We start from the raw sequence: 17,738 nt of genomic DNA, 5'->3' as shown, positions 1-17,738 counted from the left end.
GGCTCGCTCTATTTTCTCAGCGGCCGTTTCATGTTGACTTCATCCGTGGGTGTGCTCAGTCTGTGCCCTAACCGAGGCGCGCGCCGAGTTCGGTGGCCGCGGCGACGACAGCGGCGCTGAGGAGGGCGAGTTTGGCGCCGGCCCGCCTCGCCGGGCCGGATACAGACAGCGCACCGCAGGCCACGCCCTGCCGGTTCCGTACCGTGGCGGCCACCGCGCAGAGGTCCCATTCGCTTTCTTCCATGTTGGTGGCGTAGCCGGTCTCTCTTACCTTCTCGAGTTCGGCCTCGAGTGCCCGGCGGGTGCTCACCGCGCGCTCAGTTCCGCCTCGCAGCCGGGCGCCCGGATAGCGGCGCCGCAGCTCTTCGCGGGAAAGCTCGGCGAGCAGAGCCTTCCCCGCGGCAGACGCGTGCGCCGGGCCTCGCTGCCCGGTACGCAGCCCGGCACGGATTACCTGCCGGCTCTCCACGCCTTCGACGAAGACGGTCTCCGTGCCTTCCAGCACGAGCAGATGCGCGGTTTCGGAGGTGTCGTCGACGAGCTTTTCCAGCAGGAGACGCGCTTCGTCGCGGAGGGCGCCTGCCCCGATCACGGCGATGCCGAGCCTGGCCAGGGCGGGCCCAGGTCCGTAGCTCTTGGTCTGGGCGTCCTGGCGGAGCAGGTCGCGAGCCTGCAGGGTGGTCAGCATCCGATGAGCGGTCGACCTGGCCACCCCGAGTTCGGCGGACACGTCGGCAACTCGCAACGACGGGTTATCCACCAGCATCAGCAGGATCCGCGCGGCGTTGTCGATCGCTTCCACCGGGTAGGCGGCCGGAACTGCCACAACCCCTCCATCTCGCCGTCGCCAGTTCGGCGTGGCTGTTCTGGTGATTGAACTGCATTTCGGCTGCCAGAATAGCCGGAGGCCCCCTCGGTGTCTCGGCGGATCTCGCGAGTCAGTCCGCAGCCGCCATTCCGTCGATGTGCCCGCCTTGTCGTGGTTCTGATGAGCAGAACATTTACTGTTCGGCAGAACATCGCCGTTGACGAGGCGCGAGATCATGCCTACCCTGCAGAACATGATCTGTTCTGCAGAACACTGCCTTGAAGGAGCGGCGTGACGACTCCAGCGCCGTCCATCGCGGAACTCGGCCATGTCGGCCTGCGCTGTCACGACGTGAGCCGGCAGCTGGCGTTCTACGCCGGCGTGCTCGGACTGACGGTCACCGACCATGACGAACGGCTCGGCATCTGGTTCCTGTCCGCCCGGCCGGACACCGAGCATCACGAACTGCTCCTAGCCGAGGGCCGGGACGCGCCGGTCGGAGTCAAACTTATCCAGCAGGTGTCGTTCCGGTGCGCGCGCTTCGAGGACATTCTCGGCTTCCATCGACGTTTCCGGGAACACGACGTCCGGCTCGACATGATCGTCTCGCACGGCAATGCCATCGGCGTCTACTTCTACGACCCCGAGGGCAACCGGTGTGAGGTCTACTGGCAGACCGGGCTCGTGGCACGACAGCCCTTCGTCGAGCACATCGACATCGAGACCGATCCCGAGGAGCTTCTGGACGCCATCCGGACTTCGGTCGAGCGCCACGGCGCGACGGGTTTCACCGAGGAGAGTTACCGCGCCTGGACGCGTGAACAAGCGATGGCGGCCGATGCCGCCGAAACCAAGGAGGCAAGGCAGTGAAGTTCGTTCGCTACGCGGACGGGATGTCCGCACGCGTCGGCGTCGTGGACGGCGACCTGGTCCGGGTCGTGGACGGCGTGGCGGACCTGTTGCCTCTCCTCGAGGCAGGCGAGGGCGAGTTGCTCGCGGCTGGACGGACCGCGCTGCGCAGCGGCACGGCCGTGCCGCTGCCGGACATCGTTGCCCTGTCGCCGATCGCGACGCCTCCGACAGTCCGCGACTTCTATGCTTTCGAACAGCATGTCCGGGCAGGCCGCGCCTGGCGGGGCCTCGAGATGGACCCGGACTGGTATGAGCTGCCCGTCTTCTACTTCTCCAATCCCTACGCCGTGACGGGCTGCGGGCCGGTGGCGATGACGCCGGGCGCGGAGCGTTTCGACTTCGAGTTGGAGGTCGCCGCGGTGGTGGGGCGCGGCGGCCGCGACCTGACCGCCAAGGACGCCGAACACGCCATCGCCGGTTACTGCGTGCTCAACGACTGGAGCGGCCGGGACGTTCAGCAGCGCGAGATGAAGCTGTCGATGGGACCGGTGAAAGGCAAGGACACCGCGACGAGCCTCGGCCCGTACTTCGTGACCCCGGACGAGATCGCCGATTTCCGCGAGGGCAACGGATATCGTCTCGAAATGTCCTGCACGGTCAACGATGCCCCCTACTCCCGCGCCGTGTGGTCAAACATCCACTGGTCGTTCGGCGAGATGATCGCCTACGCCTCCCGCGGTGCCGAAGTGCGGCCCGGCGATGTGATCGGCTCCGGCACCTGCGGAACCGGCTGCATCCTGGAACTGTCCCGCACTCACGGCTCGGCGGCCTACCCCTGGCTGCGGCCGGGCGACGAGGTCGTCGCGGCGGTCGAAGGTCTCGGCGAGCTGCGCAACACCGTCACCGAGGCGGTGCCGGTCGTTCCGTTGCGAGCCCGGGGCGCGACAGGGCAAGAGGGCGGAAGCCGACCGCGATTCGCCGGCGAAGCCGCGCGCTGATGGACGCTCCCGTATCGGCGGAGGACCCGGTCAAGCTCCGGGCCGCGCTGCTGCGTGCCATGCCGATGTCCCGGATGCTCGATTACGGCATGGACCACGGGGACGCCGTCCGCCTGGCCAACGCGGCCGTTTCGGAACCGTGGCACGAAGTCGCGGCTCGGCTGGCCGAGGCGCAATCGGCCCGCGCGGAGGCGGCCGCCGGCCGCGGTGATGTCGAGACTGCGGCCGCGTGCTACCGCCGGGCAACAGCCTGCCTGATCTTCGCGCAGATGGCCTTCAACACCGACCGCCCGGCCAAACGCGCGCTCTACGCCCAGCTCATCCGGGCCTACGAGGCCGCGGCCGAACTCGACACCGAGTTGCGCGTGGAACGGCTGTCGATCCCGTTCCGGCAGAGCCACTGCACCGCCTGGTTCGTCAGCCGCACCGGCGATCGTCCTGGCCCCGCAGTGGTCATTGTCGGCGGGCAAAGCGGTTGGGGCCCGGCCTTTCACCAGCAGGCTGAAGCACTGGCCCGACGGGGACTGTCCGCTCTTCTGCTCGAGGCACCGGGCCAGGGTGATTCGCGCATGGCCGGCGGACTCCACCTCGACGGGAACGTCGACCGAGTCTTCAGCACTGTCCTCGACGCCGTGCGTGCCCGTACCGGCTACGACGGCCGGTTCGGGGTGTGGGGCAACAGCTTCGGCGGACTGCTCGCCGCCCGTGCCGCGGTGCACGACAGCCGTTTCGGCGCGTGCTGCGTCAACGGGGCCAGCGCGAAGCCGGAGCCGCTGCCGTTCCGGACTGCACGCGAACAATCGCGGGCGCTCCTGGGCGTCGACACCGACGACGAAGCCGCAGCCGTCTTCCGCACCCTGTGGCTCGACCCGGCGGCCGAGCGCACAAGCGCGGCGATGCTCGTGCTGCACGGCGGCAACGACCCGCTGGTCAGCCTCGACCAGCAGAAGGTGTTCCTCGACCTGTCGGCGCATCCCACCCTGCGGGTTTGGGACGACGGCGAGCACACCATGTACAACCACTCTGCCGAGCGCACGGAATTCGTCTGCGACTGGTTCCGCGCCCAGCTCGGCCGCACGTGACGCAGGCGATCACACATCCGACTCCCGACAAGATCATCGAGGTGGCCATGAAAGCGATCGCACTCCCGCGGCACGGCGGCGCGGACGACCTGGAACTCACGGAACAGCCGACACCGGCCGTCGCGCCCGGGGAGTTCCTCGTCCGGGTCAAGGCAGCCGGAGTGAACCCGGGCGACGAAAAGATCGCCGTCGGCACTCTCGACGGCATCATGGTGACCCACTTCCCCCTCATCCCGGGCTTCGAGATGTCCGGCGTCGTCGAGGCTCGCGGTTTCGGCGCCACCGAGTTCGAGATCGGCGACGAGGTGATCGGCTTCGTCGTCAAGGACTGGGCGCAGAACGGCACCTACGCCGAATTGGTTTCCGCCCCGGCCCGCACGCTGGCACGCAAGCCGGCGTCCTGGGACTGGCTGCACGCGGCCTGTCTGCCGCTGAACGGGCTGACGGCTTACCAAGCCATCAAACGCATCAACATCGGCGAGAACGACACCGTCCTGATCCACGGGGCCGCAGGCGGCGTCGGCACGCTCGCCGTGCAGATCGCCGCCGACCGGGGCGCAAACGTCATCGGCACCGCCAGCGAGCGCAACCACGACTACCTGCGCGAACTCGGCGCCACACCGGTCAGCTACGGAGAAGGACTGGCCGAGCGGGTGCGCGAACTGGCGCCGGCGGGCGTCGACGCGGCGCTCGACTTCTACGGCGGGGACGCGGTGGCCGTCTCGCGGAAGGTCTTGAAGTATCCCGCGCGGGTCGCCTCCGTGGCCGACATCACCGCTCCCGATCAGGGCGGCCAATTGGTGTGGGCACGCGCGAACGCCGACGAGCTGACGGAAGTGGCTGCGCTCGCCGAGTCCGGGAAGCTGTCCGTCCCGGTGAATCGCTCCTTCCCTCTGGAGCAGGCCGCCGACGCGTGGCGGATGCTCCACGCGGCCAGCCGCGCTCGCGGCCGGATCGTACTGGACATCGACGCCGCCTGAGGTGATCTTCCGACGCCTGCACGCCGCTGTGCAAGGGAAGGGTTGGGACACATGAAGCTTGCCGATGAACCCCGCGCGTCCACGGCCGCGCCGGACGCGGATGTCCTCGTCGTCGGGTACGGCCCGGTCGGCCAGACCCTCGCTGCGCTGCTGGGGTCGTCAGGGCACCGCGTGCTGGTGTGCGAACGCCGGGTCGGGCGCTACGAGACGCCTCGGGCCGGACACTTCGATCACGAAATCATGCGCGTCTTTCAATCTTTGGGCATCGCCGACGAGGTGCGGCGCATCGCCGAACCAGCGCGGGTATACGAATTCCTCGATCCCGACGGAGGCGTGATTTCCCGTCTGCCAAGGGGATGGAGCGCTCCCTCCGGCTGGGACGCCTCGTACCACTTCTACCAACCGGAACTCGAGGATGCACTGGACGCGGCGGTCCGCAGAGCGTCCACTGTGGACGTCCGGTTCGGCGCGGAGCTGGTCTGCCTGCGCCAGGAGGCCGACCACGTGGTGGCTACGCTGGCGGACGGACGCGTGGTCACCGCTCGCTACGCGGTCGGGGCGGACGGCGCCAACAGCGCGGTGCGGACGCTCTGCGAAACTCCGGCGAGAGATCTCGGGTTCCGGGGCGACTGGCTGGTCGTCGACGTCCGGCCAAGGCCTGGCGCCCCGGCCCTGGACATCCCGGACACCGGCCAGGTGCTCGACCCCGCGCGGCCGAACCACCTCGGCCGGGTGGCCGACCGGTACTTCCGCTGGGAGTTCATGCTCCTCGAGGACGACGATCCCGCCGAGATGGTGCAGCCCGAACGCGTCTGGGAACTGCTCAGGCCCTGGATCGGCCCGCACGAGGGGGAGGTGATCCGGCGGACGGTCTACCAGTTCCGGTCCATCGTGGCCGATACGTTCCGCCACCGGTCGGTGCTGCTCGCCGGCGACGCCGCCCACGTCATGCCGCCGTTCCTCGGACAAGGCATGAGTTCTGGCATCCGGGACGCCGCGACCCTCAGCTGGATGCTCGATCTCGTGCTGACCGGCGCCGCGGGTCCGGACCTGCTGGACTTGTACACGCTCTCGAGAAGGCCACAGGTCATCGCCTACATCGAAGAGTCGGTCCGGGTAGGGACCGTCGTCTGCGAGACCGACCCCGTTCGTGCTGCGCGGCATCGTGCGGAGATGCGGTCGGCGACCGAGCTTCCGCCGCCGTTCGAGCCGCCTGTCGGCGCAGGCTTCCAAGACGGACAACCGCTGGCCGGTCACTTGGCCGTACAGCCTTTTCTGCGTACGGGCAACGGGAAGACCGAGCGGTCCGACGACGTCCTCGGCAGCGGGTTCACTCTCTTCAGCTTGGTCGAACTGGACGCGGCGACGACCGAGGCCGTCTCGGAACTCGAGCGCGCGATCGGACTGCGGTCCGTGGTGGTCGGCGTCGAGGGGGTCCGGGAAGAGGGCGAGGCGCTGAGCGGCTGGCTCAAGGAATCCGGCGTCGTGGCCGTGCTGGTTCGCCCGGACTTCTATGTCTTCGGCACTGCTACCGGGCTCTCCGAGGTGGCGGATCTGCTCGCCGCACTTCGCTCGAGCCTGTCGCTGGCGTAACGGCGGCCGCCGACATCCCGGATCACGTGACATACGGAGGAATCTCATGCCGACGACGACCAACGGCATGCATTACGAGGAGCGGGGAAACGGGCCGGACTCGATCGTTCTGCTGCCCGGACTCGGGTGCTCGCTCAACTGCTGGTCCGAGGTGGCACCCCTGCTCGACGGCTATCGCCTCGTTCTCATGGACCTGCCGGGCCACGCGGGCTCAGTCCACGCGCCCGCCGACGGATCAAGCCTCGCCCGGATCGCCGAACCGGTGATCGACGCTTGTGATCAGCTCGGCCTCGAACGCTTCGCCCTCGTCGGTCTCTCCTTCGGCGGCGCGCTCAGCGTGCGGATCGCTCTCGACCGGCCCGGTCAGGTGTCCGCGGTCATGGCGCTCATGCCGTGGAACGCGGGCGGTACCGAGGCGGGCGATCCAGTCATCGAAGGGTTCCACAAGTCCTTCCGTGACGTCGAAGCCATCACGCAGGCCATCGGGGCCATCTCGCTGGAGCCGAGCAAGACGACCGACGTCGTACACACGATGACCAGCGCGGTCACCGAGCAGTTCTGGCACAGCTGGCTCGGAACCGGCGGCGGTGCTTACACGAGCATGTTCGAGGAGTTGCCCGAGATCGCCGTGCCGACGTGCTACGTCATCGGCGGCAGAGACACCATCGCCCCGCAGGACAAGTTGATCGCCGACGTCCATGCGATGCCCGGAGGCCGGCTGGTCTTCCTGTCGGACGCAGGACATCTCGCCCCATACGAGTCTCCCGACCTCGTCGCCTGTGAGATCCGCGAGTTCGTCAGCCGCTACGCGAACACCCCGTCGCCGGCCACGGCCGACGAAGCCCCCCGGGGTTTTCGATGATCGCCGCGACCCCGAGTGCCGCTGATGGTTCGACGATGAGGCCGGCGTGCTCGTGGAGCATCCGCATACCGGTGACAATGGAGGCTTCCTGGACAAGTACCGCGTCATCTGCGACCTGAAGGAGGCCGGCCAGGGCAGCCGGAATGGGGTGTCGGCCAACGACGCCGTTGGCGATAGTGCCGGTCGAGTCTGTGCTGACGACACGCCGCTTGCGCCAGGATGTTGGGGTCAACCCCACCATGATTGTGTTGCTAGTGCGCGGCGATGTGGCCGTAGCCCTCTTGCGAGGACGGAACGCGTTAACCCAGCGCAGGCTTGCGCACGCGCGCCGGGTTCGCGAGCGCAAGCTCGAGACATCGCCGATGCGGTGCCGTTGTCGGCCGTGCCAAGGCCGGGACGTCCGCCGTGGTGAAAAATCACATGCAGGAGGCCTGCACCCTGGTGGGAGAAGTCGGCTCCGTCGCCCAGCGCGCCGGGGTCCGCGCGCTCGCGGTCTCGCACCTGACCGACTTCAGCGGGTACGTGGACACCGCCAAGCGGTCGAAACCGGCGGGGAACGGCTACGACGGCCAGGCAGCCATCGGGACAGGACCTGATGCGGATTCCGTGTACAAGTAAAGACCGCGATTCTGTATGCGGGCTGAGCACATGCCGGGGATGATGAGCAAGTTCGACGGTAGTCTGGCGTTCATCCCGTTCAGCGGCGGAAGGGTCGTCCAGTGTCCCGCGGTTCCATGTTGAGGAACCATTCGAACCAGGCTTGGGGCCGGTAGTCGCCGATGCCGAGTTTTCGGTTTTGGTCGGTGGCGGGGTCTTCGATGCCGTCGAGTCGTTTGCTGAACAGCGCGAGTATGTCGGTGTCTTGGAAGAGTATTTCGGTGAGCATGTTCCAGTTGTGGTCGTCCTTGTGCTCCGGCAGGTCCGCGTAGCGTCCGGTGAGGCTGGCCCAGTCGTCGTCGACGGCGGATTCCGCGTAGCGCAGGATGAGGTGCAGCGCCATTTCTTCGGCTGGGCAACGGGGTTCGGGCCAGTCGCCGGCGGCCAGGTCGCTGCTGAGGTCGTCGAAGGAGCGCGCGGCCTGTCGTCGCCAGACGACGTTCTGTCGCCAGGTGATCCGCGGGAATTCGTCGAACACCAACCAACTGCCGGCGTCGTCCGCGTGCTGGTCGCCGTGTTCGAGCACATCGTCGTAGGCATGGTCGGCGAGGAGACCGGCAGCAGTCCACAGGGCTGCTGCTGTTCGTGGTGTCACTTGGAAGCCGCTGCACTGGTCGCAGGTGTCCGCGCCGCAGGTGCACAGGGGGAAGAGTTCTGCGAACTGCGGCCAGACCGAGAGTGGTATGTCGTGTTCGTCGATCTCGATGGCGGACTCGGTGGCTTCGGCGAATTCGATGCCGGGGTGATCGTCGATCACCGCGCCGGAGTCGATGAACCATTGCACGGCGGCGACGGCGTCGCCGCGGATGTGGTCCTGCTCTTGCTGCCGGACCTGCGCGACAGTGAGGTCGCTGCCGGGCGAAACGGAGAACTGTGTTGTTTCGATGTCGGCGATGGCGGCTTGTTCGAGTGCGTTCTCGTCGGTGATGTCGACGATCGCTTCGACGGTGACTTTGACTCTGCGGCGGCGTCTGGGGGCGCTGGTCATTCGCCCAGGCTATCCCCGCGAGCAGCGTGTGGTGGTTGAAGAGACGGAGGCGCACGCTGGGGTGTCCGGCAAGGAGGTCGTGATGAGGCGAGCGGCGGTGTACAAGCGGTGCGGCTGCAAGACGCGAAGTGAAGCGGGTGGCGGGCGTTGTCCTCGGTTGGGGGAGCGGGGCCATGGGAGTTGGTATTTCTCGCTGGAGTTGCCGTGTGGCCGGGACGGTCGTCGGCATCGGGTGCGCCGCGGCGGTTTCCGGTCCCGTGCCGCTGCCGAGCAGGCCAGGGCGTATCTGCTGGGGGCGGATGTGGTTCCGGGGCGGGGTGCGGTGACGGTGGGGCAGTGGTTGGACATTTGGCTGGAGATGAGGCAGAGCTTGAGTTTCAACACGCGTCGGCTGTACACGCAGCAGGTGAACGACTATCTGAAGCCGTGTCTGGGGAGCGTGCCGTTGCGGTCATTGACGGTGGCGCGGGTTCAGGCGATGTTCGTCGGGCTCGTCCGGGCGAACGCGACGCGACAGCGGCCGTTGTCGCCGGCGACGTTCGTGAGGATCCGCGGCACGCTGCATGCGGCGTTGAACGGCGCGATCCGGGTCGGGTTGATCGAGCGAAATCCCGCGCATCTGGTGGAGTTGCCCTCGGGACGGCGGCCGCGCGCGGTGGTGTGGACGGATGCGCGGGTGGCGCATTGGCGAGCTACCGGGGAGCGTCCGCCGGTGGCGGTGTGGACGGCGAAACAGACGGCCGAATTCCTGGAGCATGCTCGCGGTCACCCGTTGTACGTGCTGTATCTGGCGGTGGCGTTGCTCGGGTTGCGGCGTGGTGAGGTGGCGGGGCTGCGGTGGTGCGATCTCGACCTCGACGCCGGAGTGGTGCAGGTGTCGCACCAGGTCCAGGACCGCGGTGGCCGCACGGTGGTGTGTCCGCCGAAGACCGAGGCGAGCGTGCGCACGGTGGCGTTGGATCATGGCCTGGCGGCGGCGTTGCGGGTGCTTCGGTCGCAGCGGCGGCACGGTGACGGTGGTGAGCCGGTCGGGTTCCTGTTCGCCAACCGGGACGGCGGGCCGTTGAGCCCGGGATATGTGACGCACACGTTCACGAGATTGTTGGTAGAGGCGGGTTTGCCGCCGGTCCGGTTGCACGATCTGCGGCATGGCGCGGCGAGCTTGTCGTTGGCTGCGGGCAACGATCTGAAGGTCGTGCAGGCGATGCTCGGGCACTCCAGCATTGTGCTCACCGCGGACACTTACACGAGCGTGCTGCCTTGTCTGGCTCACCGCGCTGCCGAGGCAACCGCGGCGCTGGTGTTGGAGGCCGCCCGCGACACCGCGATCGCGTTGCGAGAACGAGGGAGGAGAGAACAGCGCAGACGAGGAAAGGGACGCCGCAGCCGGGGAAGGGTGGCTAAGAAGCAACATCGACGGGTGCGGCCGCATTCGGCCCCACGCCGGTCCCACTCATGATCAAAGCCCACCGGCAAGATCCCCGTGATGAAGGAACCCTGCAGATGGGCTTCGATTCAGAACTGTGCGCCATCAGGGACTCGAACCCCGAACCCGCTGGTTAAGAGCCAGCTGCTCTGCCAATTGAGCTAATGGCGCTTGGTGCTTCCCGCCGCTGTGGTTTCCCTCGGCGACGTGGAAAAGATTAGCAGGGCGTTCAGGCCCCGTTTCAAGGGGGTCCCCTTTCCGGCTCGCCGGGACAACAGCCCAGGTCAGCGGCGGTGACCCACCGTGAACCCGGTCAGGGACAACCGACGCGGCAGCGGGCGGGCCAGGAGAGAGAGCCCAGTGACCTGCGCGACACCGACACTGGCAACAGTACCCCGGAAATGACAAAACCCCGGCCTCTCCGAAAAATATCTCGGTGAAGCCGGGGTGCGCGGGTGGCTAACGGGGCTCGAACCCGCGACCTCCTGGACCACAACCAGGTGCTCTACCAGCTGAGCTATAGCCACCATCTGGCAAAAAGATCTCGCGATCACCTTGCTGGAAGCAATCCTAGCGGGTGCCCGCGAGCGCTTTTCAGGGGGTCACCCTCGGTGGCGTTCCAGCACTTCGGCGGCGGCGGCTTTGGCCTCGTCGCTCGTCGGGCCGGGCTGGGGGACGAAGGCGATCGCGCGGTAGTACTCGAGTTCGCCGACGGACTCCCTGATGTCCGCGAGCGCGCGGTGGGCCAGGCCTTTCTCCGGCTTGGCGTAGTAGATCCGCGGGTACCAGCGGCGGACGAGTTCCTTCACCGACGACACGTCGACCATCCGGTAGTGCAGGTGGTTGTCGAGCTCCGGCATGTCGCGGGCGATGAAGCCGCGGTCGGTGGCGATCGAGTTGCCGGCGAGCGGCGCGCTGGCCGGGTCCGGCACCCATTCGCGGATGTACTCCAGCACGCGCTGCTCGGCCTCGGCGAGCGTGGTCGTCGAGGCGCGGACTTCTTCGGTGAGGCCGGACTTGGCGTGCATGTCGTGGACGACCTGCGGCATGCCGTCGAGTTCGGCGTCGTCGGCGTGGATAACGATGTCGACGCCCTCGCCCAGCACGTTCAGGTCGGCGTCGGTCACCAGCGCGGCTATTTCGATCAACGCGTCCTTGCCGAGGTCGAGCCCCGTCATCTCGCAGTCGATCCAGACAAGATGGTCGTTCACCCGCACCACCCTAACCCGACACGGGGATATCAGCGGCGTCACCTGGGCTTCCGGCGCGTTACGCTCGGTCAGCCAGTGCAACGAGGTGTGATTTCGGACTCGGAACGGGGTGCGGCCAGTGGCCGAGCAAGCGTCGGGACCAGCGGCGGAGATCGCGCAGGGATACGTGAGCGACGGGGCGGCCGTCGAGCTGGGCGCGGTGGTGATCGACGGGAAGACGGAAGCGTCGGCCGCGGTCCGGCTGCCGCTGGCGACGCTGAACCGGCACGGCCTGGTCGCGGGCGCGACCGGCACCGGCAAGACCAAGACGCTCCAGCTGATCTCCGAACAGCTGTCCGCGGCCGGGGTTCCGGTCGTGCTGGCCGACGTCAAGGGCGACCTGTCCGGCCTGTCCGCGCCCGGCGAGGCGAGCGATCGCACCGCGAAACGGTCCGCGGAACTGGGCGACGAATGGGTGCCCGAGGCGGGTCCGGTGCAGTTCTTGTCGCTCGGCACCAGCGGCACCGGCATCCCGGTGCGCGCGACGATCACCAGCTTCGGGCCGGTGCTGCTGTCGAAGGTGCTGGGGCTCAACGAGACGCAGGAATCGACGCTCGGCCTGATTTTCCACTGGGCTGACCAGCGCGGTCTCGCCCTGCTGGACACCAAGGACCTGCGGTCGGTGATCACGCATCTGACCAGCGACGAGGGCAAGGAAGACCTCAAGGGCATCGGCGGGGTGTCCGCGGCGACGGCGGGCGTCATCCTGCGCGCACTGTCCAATCTGGAGGCGCAGGGCGGCGAGGAGCTCTTCGGCGAGCCCGAGCTGGACGTCCACGACCTGATGCGCCAGCAGGACGGCAAGGGCGTCATCACTCTGCTGGAGCTGGACAATCTGCAGTCCAAGCCGGCGCTGTTCTCGACGTTCCTGATGTGGCTGCTGGCCGAGCTGTTCGAGGAGCTGCCCGAGGAGGGCGACCTCGACCAGCCGAAGCTGGTGTTCTTCTTCGACGAGGCGCACCTGCTGTTCTCCGACGCGTCGAAAGCGTTCCTGGAGCGGATCGAGCAGACGGTGAAGCTCATCCGCTCGAAGGGCGTCGGCGTGTTCTTCTGCACGCAGCTGCCGACCGACATCCCGAACAACGTGCTGTCCCAGCTCGGCGCGCGGGTGCAGCACGCGTTGCGCGCGTTCACGCCGGATGACCAGAAAGCGTTGGCGCGCACGGTAAAGACGTATCCGAAGTCGCCGCACTACGAGCTCGAGACGGCGTTGACGTCGCTGGGGATCGGCGAGGCGATCGTCACCGTGCTGTCCGAACGCGGCGCGCCGACGCCGGTCGCGTGGACACGGCTGCGCGCGCCGCGGTCGAAGATGGGGTCGATCGGGGCGGACGCGATCCGTGCGGCGGTCACGTCGTCGGAGCTGAACGCGAAGTACGGGGAGACGATCGACCGCGAGTCGGCGTACGAGAAGTTGGCGGCGAAAGCCGGGCCGGCCCCGGATTCGGCACCGGCCGCAGAGCCCGAGGCACCGGCCGCGCCCAAGCCGGAGAAGGAGGAGCCGGGGATGATCTCGCAGATGCTGACCAACCCGGCGGTGAAGTCGTTCATGCGCTCGGCGGCGAGTTCGCTCGGACGGGAGTTCTCGCGCGGGCTGTTCGGCAATCGGCGGCGTTGAAATACCTGACAGGAGATGGCAGGTATCGGCGGTTGACTGTGCGGGATCGAGTTTCCGGCAGAGGAGCAACAGCATGACCAGGACCGCCGTCGCCGCGTTCGAGCTGGACAAATGGGAGCCGCAGGCGCAGGACGAAACCGGTGGCACGACGTTCGCGCAAGTGCTGATCGAGAAGACCTTCACCGGTGCGGTCGAGGGGACCAGCCGGGTCGAGATGCTGACGGCGTCGAACGAGACGTCGCGCGCGTATGTCGCCTTCGAGCGTTTCACCGGCTCTGTCGACGGGCGGAAGGGCAGCTTCGTTCTCCGGCACACGGCCGGAGACGAGGGACTGTCGCTGCTCTTGCTGCCCGGTTCGGGCACGGACGAGCTGGCGGGCATCTCCGGGTCGGCCGACATCGCCGTGGATGAGGCGGGCAAGCACACCTTCACGCTGGTTTACCAACTGCCGGGTGCGTGAAGAAGCCGCTCTCTCCAGGCCCCGAATTCCCGGAGAGAGCGGCCAGGTTTCCTCACCGTCCCGAGAGTGAGGAGCGGAGGCGGGCCGCCCCGACCACGGTCCGCCTCCGGAGTTCCGGTCAGCCGTTGACGATCTGGTCGACGATTTTCTTGGCGTCGTTGATCGGGATGGCGAACCCGATTCCGACGCTGCCCGCCGAGGAGTCCGGGCTGTAGAGCGCGGAGTTGATGCCGATCACCTGGCCCTGGCCGTCGACGAGCGCGCCGCCCGAGTTGCCCTGGTTGATCGAGGCGTCGGTCTGGATCGCGGTGTAGCTGGGCCCGGACGTGACGTTCGAGGTTTGCCTCCCGAAGGGCGAGTTCTGCTGACCGCCGTCGCCGCCCCCGACGTCGGACAGCGGCCGGTTGAGTGCACTGACGATGCCGGTGGTGACCGTGTTCTGCAGCCCGCCCGGCGACCCGATCGCGATCACCTGCTGCCCGACGGCGAGCTTGCTCGAATCGCCGAGCGTCGCCGCGGTGAGCCCGCTCGCGCCCTGCGCCTGCAGCACCGCGATGTCGCTCTTGGTGTCCGAGCCGACGACCCCGGCCTGGTACTTCTTGCCGTCCGACATGGTGACTGTGACGGTCTGCGCACCCTGCACGACGTGCGCGTTGGTGAGGATCCGGCCGTCCGCGGTGAGGATGACGCCAGATCCGATCGCCGTCCCCCGCCCGGTCGTGACGTTCACCTGAACGACACTGGGCACCACCTTCGCAGCGACGCTGCTGACGTCCCCGGAGGCCGTGGTGTTGCTGATGGTCTGCCCCGTGGCGGCCGACGACGCGGTGCCCGGGGACGCACTGGAACCGCTCGTCAGCCCGACGATCGCCGCACCGGCACCGCCGCCGAGGAGAGCGGCGGCCAGTGCAGTGGCCCCGACGAGTGCGGCCAGCCGACCGGGCCGCTTCCGCGGACCAGCCAGGGCCGCGGGTGGTTGCACGGGTTGTGGCATTGGGCCGTAGTGCGGATTGCCGGGCTGATGGTGCGCGGTGCCGGGCAGCTGCTGTGGGGTGCTGGGCTGCTGCTGTGGGGTGTTGGCTTCGTTGGGCGCGGCGCCGGGCTGCTGCGGCGCGGAGGTTTCGTTGCGCGGGGTGCTGGGCTGGTGCTGCGGAGCACCGGTCTCGTGTTGCGGCGTGCTGGGTCGATAATGCGGCGTGCCGGTTTCCTGGTGCGGGGTGCCGGGTGGGTTATGCGGGGCGCCGGGTTCGTGGCGCGGAGTGTTCGGTTGGCGGCGCGGAATGCCGGTTTGGGCCTGCGCGGCGTGCGGGTTCGGCAGGGGCGCGGTGTTCGGCCCGGGCTGCGCGACAGCACCCGTCTGGGGCACTCGGGCCGCGCCCGGTCCGGTTGCCTGCGCACCGCTGGACGGCTGCGCGTTGCTCGGCCCTGCCTGCTGAGCGCTGGCGGCAGTCTCCTGCCCGCCACGCACTCCGGCCTGCCCAACAGGACCGCCTCCGACCCCCTGCGGATGCCCCTGCCCCGCGGCGAACGGACTCGACCCGGCCCCAGCGGGGCCGTACTGCTCACTGCTCTGGTGCGGCTGGCGCCCACCGGCTGTAGCGGGGCCGCGCCGGCTCTCGTTCTCGGTCATGAACCCAGACTCGCGCCCGTGCTTATGAGCAGCCTGTGGAAAACCCTCAGGCTTTCCTGAGAAGAATCAGCTGGCCGTGCCGTGCCGTGCCGTGCCGTGCCGTGCCGTGCCGTGCCGTGCCGTGCCGTGCCGTGCCGTGCCGTGCCGTGCCGTGCCGGACAATGAGCCCGCCGGTTCTAGTCCTCGCTACTGGCGCAGTGTCAGCCCAAACCGCCCAAAGCTTCAACCCAACACGTCAAACCGGCCGCGGCGCACCTCCTTTCCAACCTCCTGGCCGTCGTCATCCGCCGTCTCAACACCTGTCAGTCAAAGAAACTCGGCACGTCCAGCGCCCCTCCCGATGCCTCGAACTCGTCGTGCACGGCTTCGCGCAGTTCCGCGTCGGCGAGATAGTCGGCGGCAGTCAGGGCCAACCCCAGCGCGCCGTCGACGACTGCCTGATCACCCGTCGGCGATCCGGCAGCCTCAGCGAATTCCTTGGTGTGCAAGGCGACCGTCGGTCCGGACACCGCGATCATCGGGTGCAGTGCGGGCATCCGGAAAGACAAATTCCCGAGGTCCGTGCTTCCGGTCAGGAACTCCGGCACGATGCCCGGCGGCAACGGTTTCCGCCCAGTGCCCTGTTGATTGACCGACCATCGCCCGGCCAGCGTCGTGTTGAACCGGATCGGCAGGTACGCCGGCTGCTCATCCCAGTGCAATTCCACCCCGCAGCCAGTCATTTCCGCCGCGCCGTGGGCGATCGCGGTGATCCGGCTGGCCAAGTCGCGCAGCGTGTCGGGATTCGCCGACCGGAGGTAGAACAAGAGAGCCGCGCGGGCAGGGATCACGTTCGGCCGCGCACCGCCGTCGGTGAAGATGCCGTGCACTCGGTCGCTCGACGGCAGCTGTTGTCGCAGCGCGGACACTCCCTGGTAGGCCGCCACCGCCGCGTCGAGCGCGTTGCGTCCCATGAACGGCTGCGCCGATGCGTGTGCGCCGACGCCGTGGAACACCATTTCGAGCTGTCGCCTGCCGAGGAACGGGTGCAACGCGATATCGTGGCTGAACGGGTGCAGCATGATCACCGCGTCGACATCGTCGAAGACCCCAGCTCGCGCGAGCGTTTCCTTGCCGCCACCGCCTTCCTCCGCTGGAGTGCCCACCAGTGACACACGTCCGCCGAGTCGTTCGGCCACTGCTGCCGCACCGAGGAATCCGCCTGCTCCCGCAGTGCAAATAACATTGTGTCCGCAGCCATGCCCCAATCCGGGCAGCGCGTCATACTCGGACAGAACCGCGATGTGCGGCCCGCCGTTGTCCGGAGTCCCGGTGCGCAAGGCGGTGTCCAGCCCGCCGAGCCCGACGGTCACTTCGTGACCATGGGCGCGCAGCAACTCGGCGAGTGCGCCGACTGACCGGTGTTCAGCGAACCCTTCTTCCGGATGTGCGTGCAGATCCTGGCTGAGTGCGACGAGCTCGTTCGCGCGGGCACGCACTTCTTCGTCAACCGCAGCACGGGTTTCCGCGTCAGCCCCGGCGTAGTCGGAGCTGAGTGGTTCTGCAGCAGCCACGGCATCAGCGGTGGCTTCGATGAGGGAACGGAGGTGGCTGTCGTCGGGCGGGACAGGTGCGGCGTGGGTCATGCGGGGAATGCTAACTCCGAACCCCGACAGAAATGGATCACTGCACGTCGGACAGCCGACCGGAGACGAGTTGGGCGACACCGAAGTACTGCTCGCGCACCTCGTCGAAGCCACGCGCACGCAAGCTGGCCGCGACCTCCCCGCGGTCGAACATGCGTTGCCCGCTGACGATTCCTCCTGCGGTATCGGCGATCCGGGCCAGCTGGCAGTCCCGGCGGGCGCTGGTGAGCAGGACGATCCGGCCGCCGGGCCGCAGAACCCGGGCGAATGAATCGAGCGCGCGTTCCGGCTCGGCGAACATATGCAGGGCGGCGAAACAGCAAACAGCGTCCACAGTGGAGGAAAGCAGCGGCGGTTCGACCGCGTCGGCGCGAAGGTAGGCCACGGCTGGCGAATCGGTTTCTTCGACCGCGCGCGAAAGCATGCTGCGTGCGCCGTCCAGTCCGATCACGAGCCCGTCCGGGCCCACCGCGTCCCCGAACGCGCGCGTGAACCGGCCGGTTCCGCACGCGACGTCGAGCACGACCTGACCCGGCTGCAGCGCGAGCTGTTCGGAGGCAAGCACGACCTCGTCGGCCATGCTCGGGCCGCTGGGGCCTTTGAGTACGCGGCCGAGTACGGGCCGCCAGTAGCGTTCGTAGACCTGCGGCAGCAGCGTGGTGCGCATAAGTCGCTGAGTGAGCCCGGTGGGCGGGCCGGCCTGGGCCGCGTCGCCGAGCGTGTCGAGGAAGCCGTTGGCTGTCGTGGCCGGCTCGCTGAGCAGATCGGTGAGCCGTTGCTGGGTGCTGTGGTGCGGCACGGAGGTCCTCTCGGTGGGATACCGGCAGTATGCGGCATCAGTGCCTAACTCGTTCGAGTGAAGATCTCCCCGATCAAACGTTCGAGGACCGGCATTGTCGGTGCCTGTTC

17 protein-coding genes and 2 tRNA genes are annotated in these 17,738 nt (G+C 68.0%); 10 read left to right on the top strand and 9 right to left on the bottom strand.

Translation table 11 applies throughout. The annotated features are described in order from the left end of the window. Positions 1-67: 67 nt before the first annotated feature. Positions 68-826, bottom strand: a complete 759-nt coding sequence (locus tag BM362_RS36925; protein WP_067581135.1) for an IclR family transcriptional regulator — start codon at positions 824-826, stop codon at positions 68-70. A gap of 273 nt (positions 827-1,099) precedes the next feature. On the opposite strand from BM362_RS36925, the gene BM362_RS36920 reads away from it, so the two are divergent. The 6 genes from BM362_RS36920 to BM362_RS36895 are packed head-to-tail and all read left to right on the top strand — an operon-like array spanning position 1,100 to position 7,175. Continuing rightward, positions 1,100-1,678 (top strand): VOC family protein, encoded by a 579-nt coding sequence (locus BM362_RS36920; RefSeq protein ID WP_067581137.1) that lies wholly within the window; start codon positions 1,100-1,102, stop codon positions 1,676-1,678. After that, entirely contained in the window at positions 1,675-2,658 is a 984-nt protein-coding gene (locus BM362_RS36915) for a fumarylacetoacetate hydrolase family protein (protein WP_093576288.1), read from the top strand. The genes BM362_RS36920 and BM362_RS36915 overlap by 4 nt, the downstream gene beginning before the upstream one ends. Beyond that, positions 2,658-3,740, top strand: coding sequence for an alpha/beta hydrolase (locus BM362_RS36910; protein ID WP_067581141.1), 1,083 nt, complete (start codon positions 2,658-2,660; stop codon positions 3,738-3,740). Before BM362_RS36915 ends, BM362_RS36910 begins: the two co-directional genes overlap by 1 nt. A 47-nt stretch (positions 3,741-3,787) precedes the next feature. Continuing rightward, positions 3,788-4,720: an NADP-dependent oxidoreductase gene (locus tag BM362_RS36905; RefSeq protein ID WP_067581287.1), complete on the top strand. Its 933-nt coding sequence runs from the start codon at positions 3,788-3,790 to the stop codon at positions 4,718-4,720. Between the two features lie 51 nt (positions 4,721-4,771). After that, complete coding sequence (locus tag BM362_RS36900) at positions 4,772-6,313, top strand: bifunctional 3-(3-hydroxy-phenyl)propionate/3-hydroxycinnamic acid hydroxylase (RefSeq protein WP_093576287.1); 1,542 nt, start codon at positions 4,772-4,774, stop codon at positions 6,311-6,313. Positions 6,314-6,359: 46 nt separating this feature from the next. Continuing rightward, positions 6,360-7,175, top strand: a complete 816-nt coding sequence (locus BM362_RS36895) for an alpha/beta fold hydrolase (protein WP_067581144.1) — start codon at positions 6,360-6,362, stop codon at positions 7,173-7,175. On the opposite strand, the gene BM362_RS36890 is transcribed toward BM362_RS36895, so the two are convergent. After that, positions 7,111-7,416 carry a pyridoxal-phosphate dependent enzyme gene (locus tag BM362_RS36890; protein ID WP_093576286.1) on the bottom strand — a complete coding sequence of 102 codons (306 nt, stop codon included), beginning with the start codon at positions 7,414-7,416 and terminating at the stop codon, positions 7,111-7,113. The two genes, BM362_RS36895 and BM362_RS36890, sit on opposite strands and share 65 nt — an antisense overlap. A gap of 200 nt (positions 7,417-7,616) precedes the next feature. Here BM362_RS36890 and BM362_RS47880 point away from each other — a divergent pair, with 200 nt between their 5' ends. Next, entirely contained in the window at positions 7,617-7,793 is a 177-nt protein-coding gene (locus tag BM362_RS47880; RefSeq protein ID WP_157904903.1) for a hypothetical protein, read from the top strand. 79 nt (positions 7,794-7,872) lie between these two features. On the opposite strand, the gene BM362_RS36880 is transcribed toward BM362_RS47880, so the two are convergent. Beyond that, on the bottom strand, positions 7,873-8,820 hold the full coding sequence (locus tag BM362_RS36880; RefSeq protein WP_093576285.1) for a hypothetical protein: 948 nt from the start codon (positions 8,818-8,820) through the stop codon (positions 7,873-7,875). On the opposite strand from BM362_RS36880, the gene BM362_RS36875 reads away from it, so the two are divergent. After that, complete coding sequence (locus BM362_RS36875) at positions 8,717-10,279, top strand: tyrosine-type recombinase/integrase (RefSeq protein WP_342029830.1); 1,563 nt, start codon at positions 8,717-8,719, stop codon at positions 10,277-10,279. The genes BM362_RS36880 and BM362_RS36875 overlap by 104 nt on opposite strands. A 65-nt stretch (positions 10,280-10,344) precedes the next feature. Here the strand turns inward: BM362_RS36875 and BM362_RS36870 are convergent. From BM362_RS36870 to orn, 3 genes are all read right to left on the bottom strand, one after another. Continuing rightward, a tRNA-Lys gene (locus BM362_RS36870) sits at positions 10,345-10,417 on the bottom strand. A gap of 283 nt (positions 10,418-10,700) precedes the next feature. Next, positions 10,701-10,773: transfer RNA gene (locus tag BM362_RS36865), tRNA-His, on the bottom strand. 75 nt (positions 10,774-10,848) lie between these two features. Next, complete coding sequence (gene orn, locus BM362_RS36860; RefSeq protein ID WP_067582978.1) at positions 10,849-11,457, bottom strand: oligoribonuclease; 609 nt, start codon at positions 11,455-11,457, stop codon at positions 10,849-10,851. 118 nt (positions 11,458-11,575) lie between these two features. Here orn and BM362_RS36855 point away from each other — a divergent pair, with 118 nt between their 5' ends. Together BM362_RS36855 and BM362_RS36850 are read left to right on the top strand one after the other, a co-directional pair. Next, entirely contained in the window at positions 11,576-13,114 is a 1,539-nt protein-coding gene (locus BM362_RS36855) for a helicase HerA-like domain-containing protein (RefSeq protein WP_093576283.1), read from the top strand. 73 nt (positions 13,115-13,187) lie between these two features. Then, on the top strand, positions 13,188-13,574 hold the full coding sequence (locus BM362_RS36850; RefSeq protein ID WP_093576282.1) for a DUF3224 domain-containing protein: 387 nt from the start codon (positions 13,188-13,190) through the stop codon (positions 13,572-13,574). A 118-nt stretch (positions 13,575-13,692) separates the two neighbouring features. Here the strand turns inward: BM362_RS36850 and BM362_RS36845 are convergent, their stop codons facing one another. The 3 genes from BM362_RS36845 to BM362_RS36835 all read right to left on the bottom strand — a co-directional run bounded on the left by BM362_RS36845 (position 13,693) and on the right by BM362_RS36835 (position 17,628). Continuing rightward, the gene (locus BM362_RS36845; protein ID WP_093576341.1) at positions 13,693-14,616 is read right to left on the bottom strand and encodes a S1C family serine protease; all 924 of its coding nucleotides are present in this window, start codon (positions 14,614-14,616) and stop codon (positions 13,693-13,695) included. A gap of 890 nt (positions 14,617-15,506) precedes the next feature. Then, positions 15,507-16,829 carry a M20 family metallopeptidase gene (locus tag BM362_RS36840; protein ID WP_093576281.1) on the bottom strand — a complete coding sequence of 441 codons (1,323 nt, stop codon included), beginning with the start codon at positions 16,827-16,829 and terminating at the stop codon, positions 15,507-15,509. A 37-nt stretch (positions 16,830-16,866) separates the two neighbouring features. Continuing rightward, positions 16,867-17,628, bottom strand: coding sequence for a class I SAM-dependent methyltransferase (locus BM362_RS36835; RefSeq protein ID WP_208865441.1), 762 nt, complete (start codon positions 17,626-17,628; stop codon positions 16,867-16,869). Between the last annotated feature and the right edge of the window lie 110 nt (positions 17,629-17,738).

The organism is Amycolatopsis rubida, assembly GCF_900115345.1.
GTDB classification, from domain to species: Bacteria; Actinomycetota; Actinomycetes; order Mycobacteriales; family Pseudonocardiaceae; genus Amycolatopsis; species Amycolatopsis rubida.
Note: the sequence above shows the minus strand (reverse complement) of the source record. Positions and strands in the feature narration are given on the sequence as shown.

Bases quoted from the DNA above. Each gene is read 5' to 3' on its own strand.
- BM362_RS36910 (WP_067581141.1), top strand. From the start codon at position 2,658: ATGGACGCTCCCGTATCGGCGGAGGACCCGGTCAAGCTCCGGGCCGCG.
- BM362_RS36905 (WP_067581287.1), top strand. From the start codon at position 3,788: ATGAAAGCGATCGCACTCCCGCGGCACGGCGGCGCGGACGACCTGGAA.
- BM362_RS36900 (WP_093576287.1), top strand. From the start codon at position 4,772: ATGAAGCTTGCCGATGAACCCCGCGCGTCCACGGCCGCGCCGGACGCG.
- BM362_RS36895 (WP_067581144.1), top strand. From the start codon at position 6,360: ATGCCGACGACGACCAACGGCATGCATTACGAGGAGCGGGGAAACGGG.
- BM362_RS36890 (WP_093576286.1), bottom strand. From the start codon at position 7,416: ATGGTGGGGTTGACCCCAACATCCTGGCGCAAGCGGCGTGTCGTCAGC.
- BM362_RS36875 (WP_342029830.1), top strand. From the start codon at position 8,717: ATGTCGGCGATGGCGGCTTGTTCGAGTGCGTTCTCGTCGGTGATGTCG.
- BM362_RS36880 (WP_093576285.1), bottom strand. From the start codon at position 8,820: ATGACCAGCGCCCCCAGACGCCGCCGCAGAGTCAAAGTCACCGTCGAA.
- BM362_RS36850 (WP_093576282.1), top strand. From the start codon at position 13,188: ATGACCAGGACCGCCGTCGCCGCGTTCGAGCTGGACAAATGGGAGCCG.
- BM362_RS36840 (WP_093576281.1), bottom strand. From the start codon at position 16,829: ATGACCCACGCCGCACCTGTCCCGCCCGACGACAGCCACCTCCGTTCC.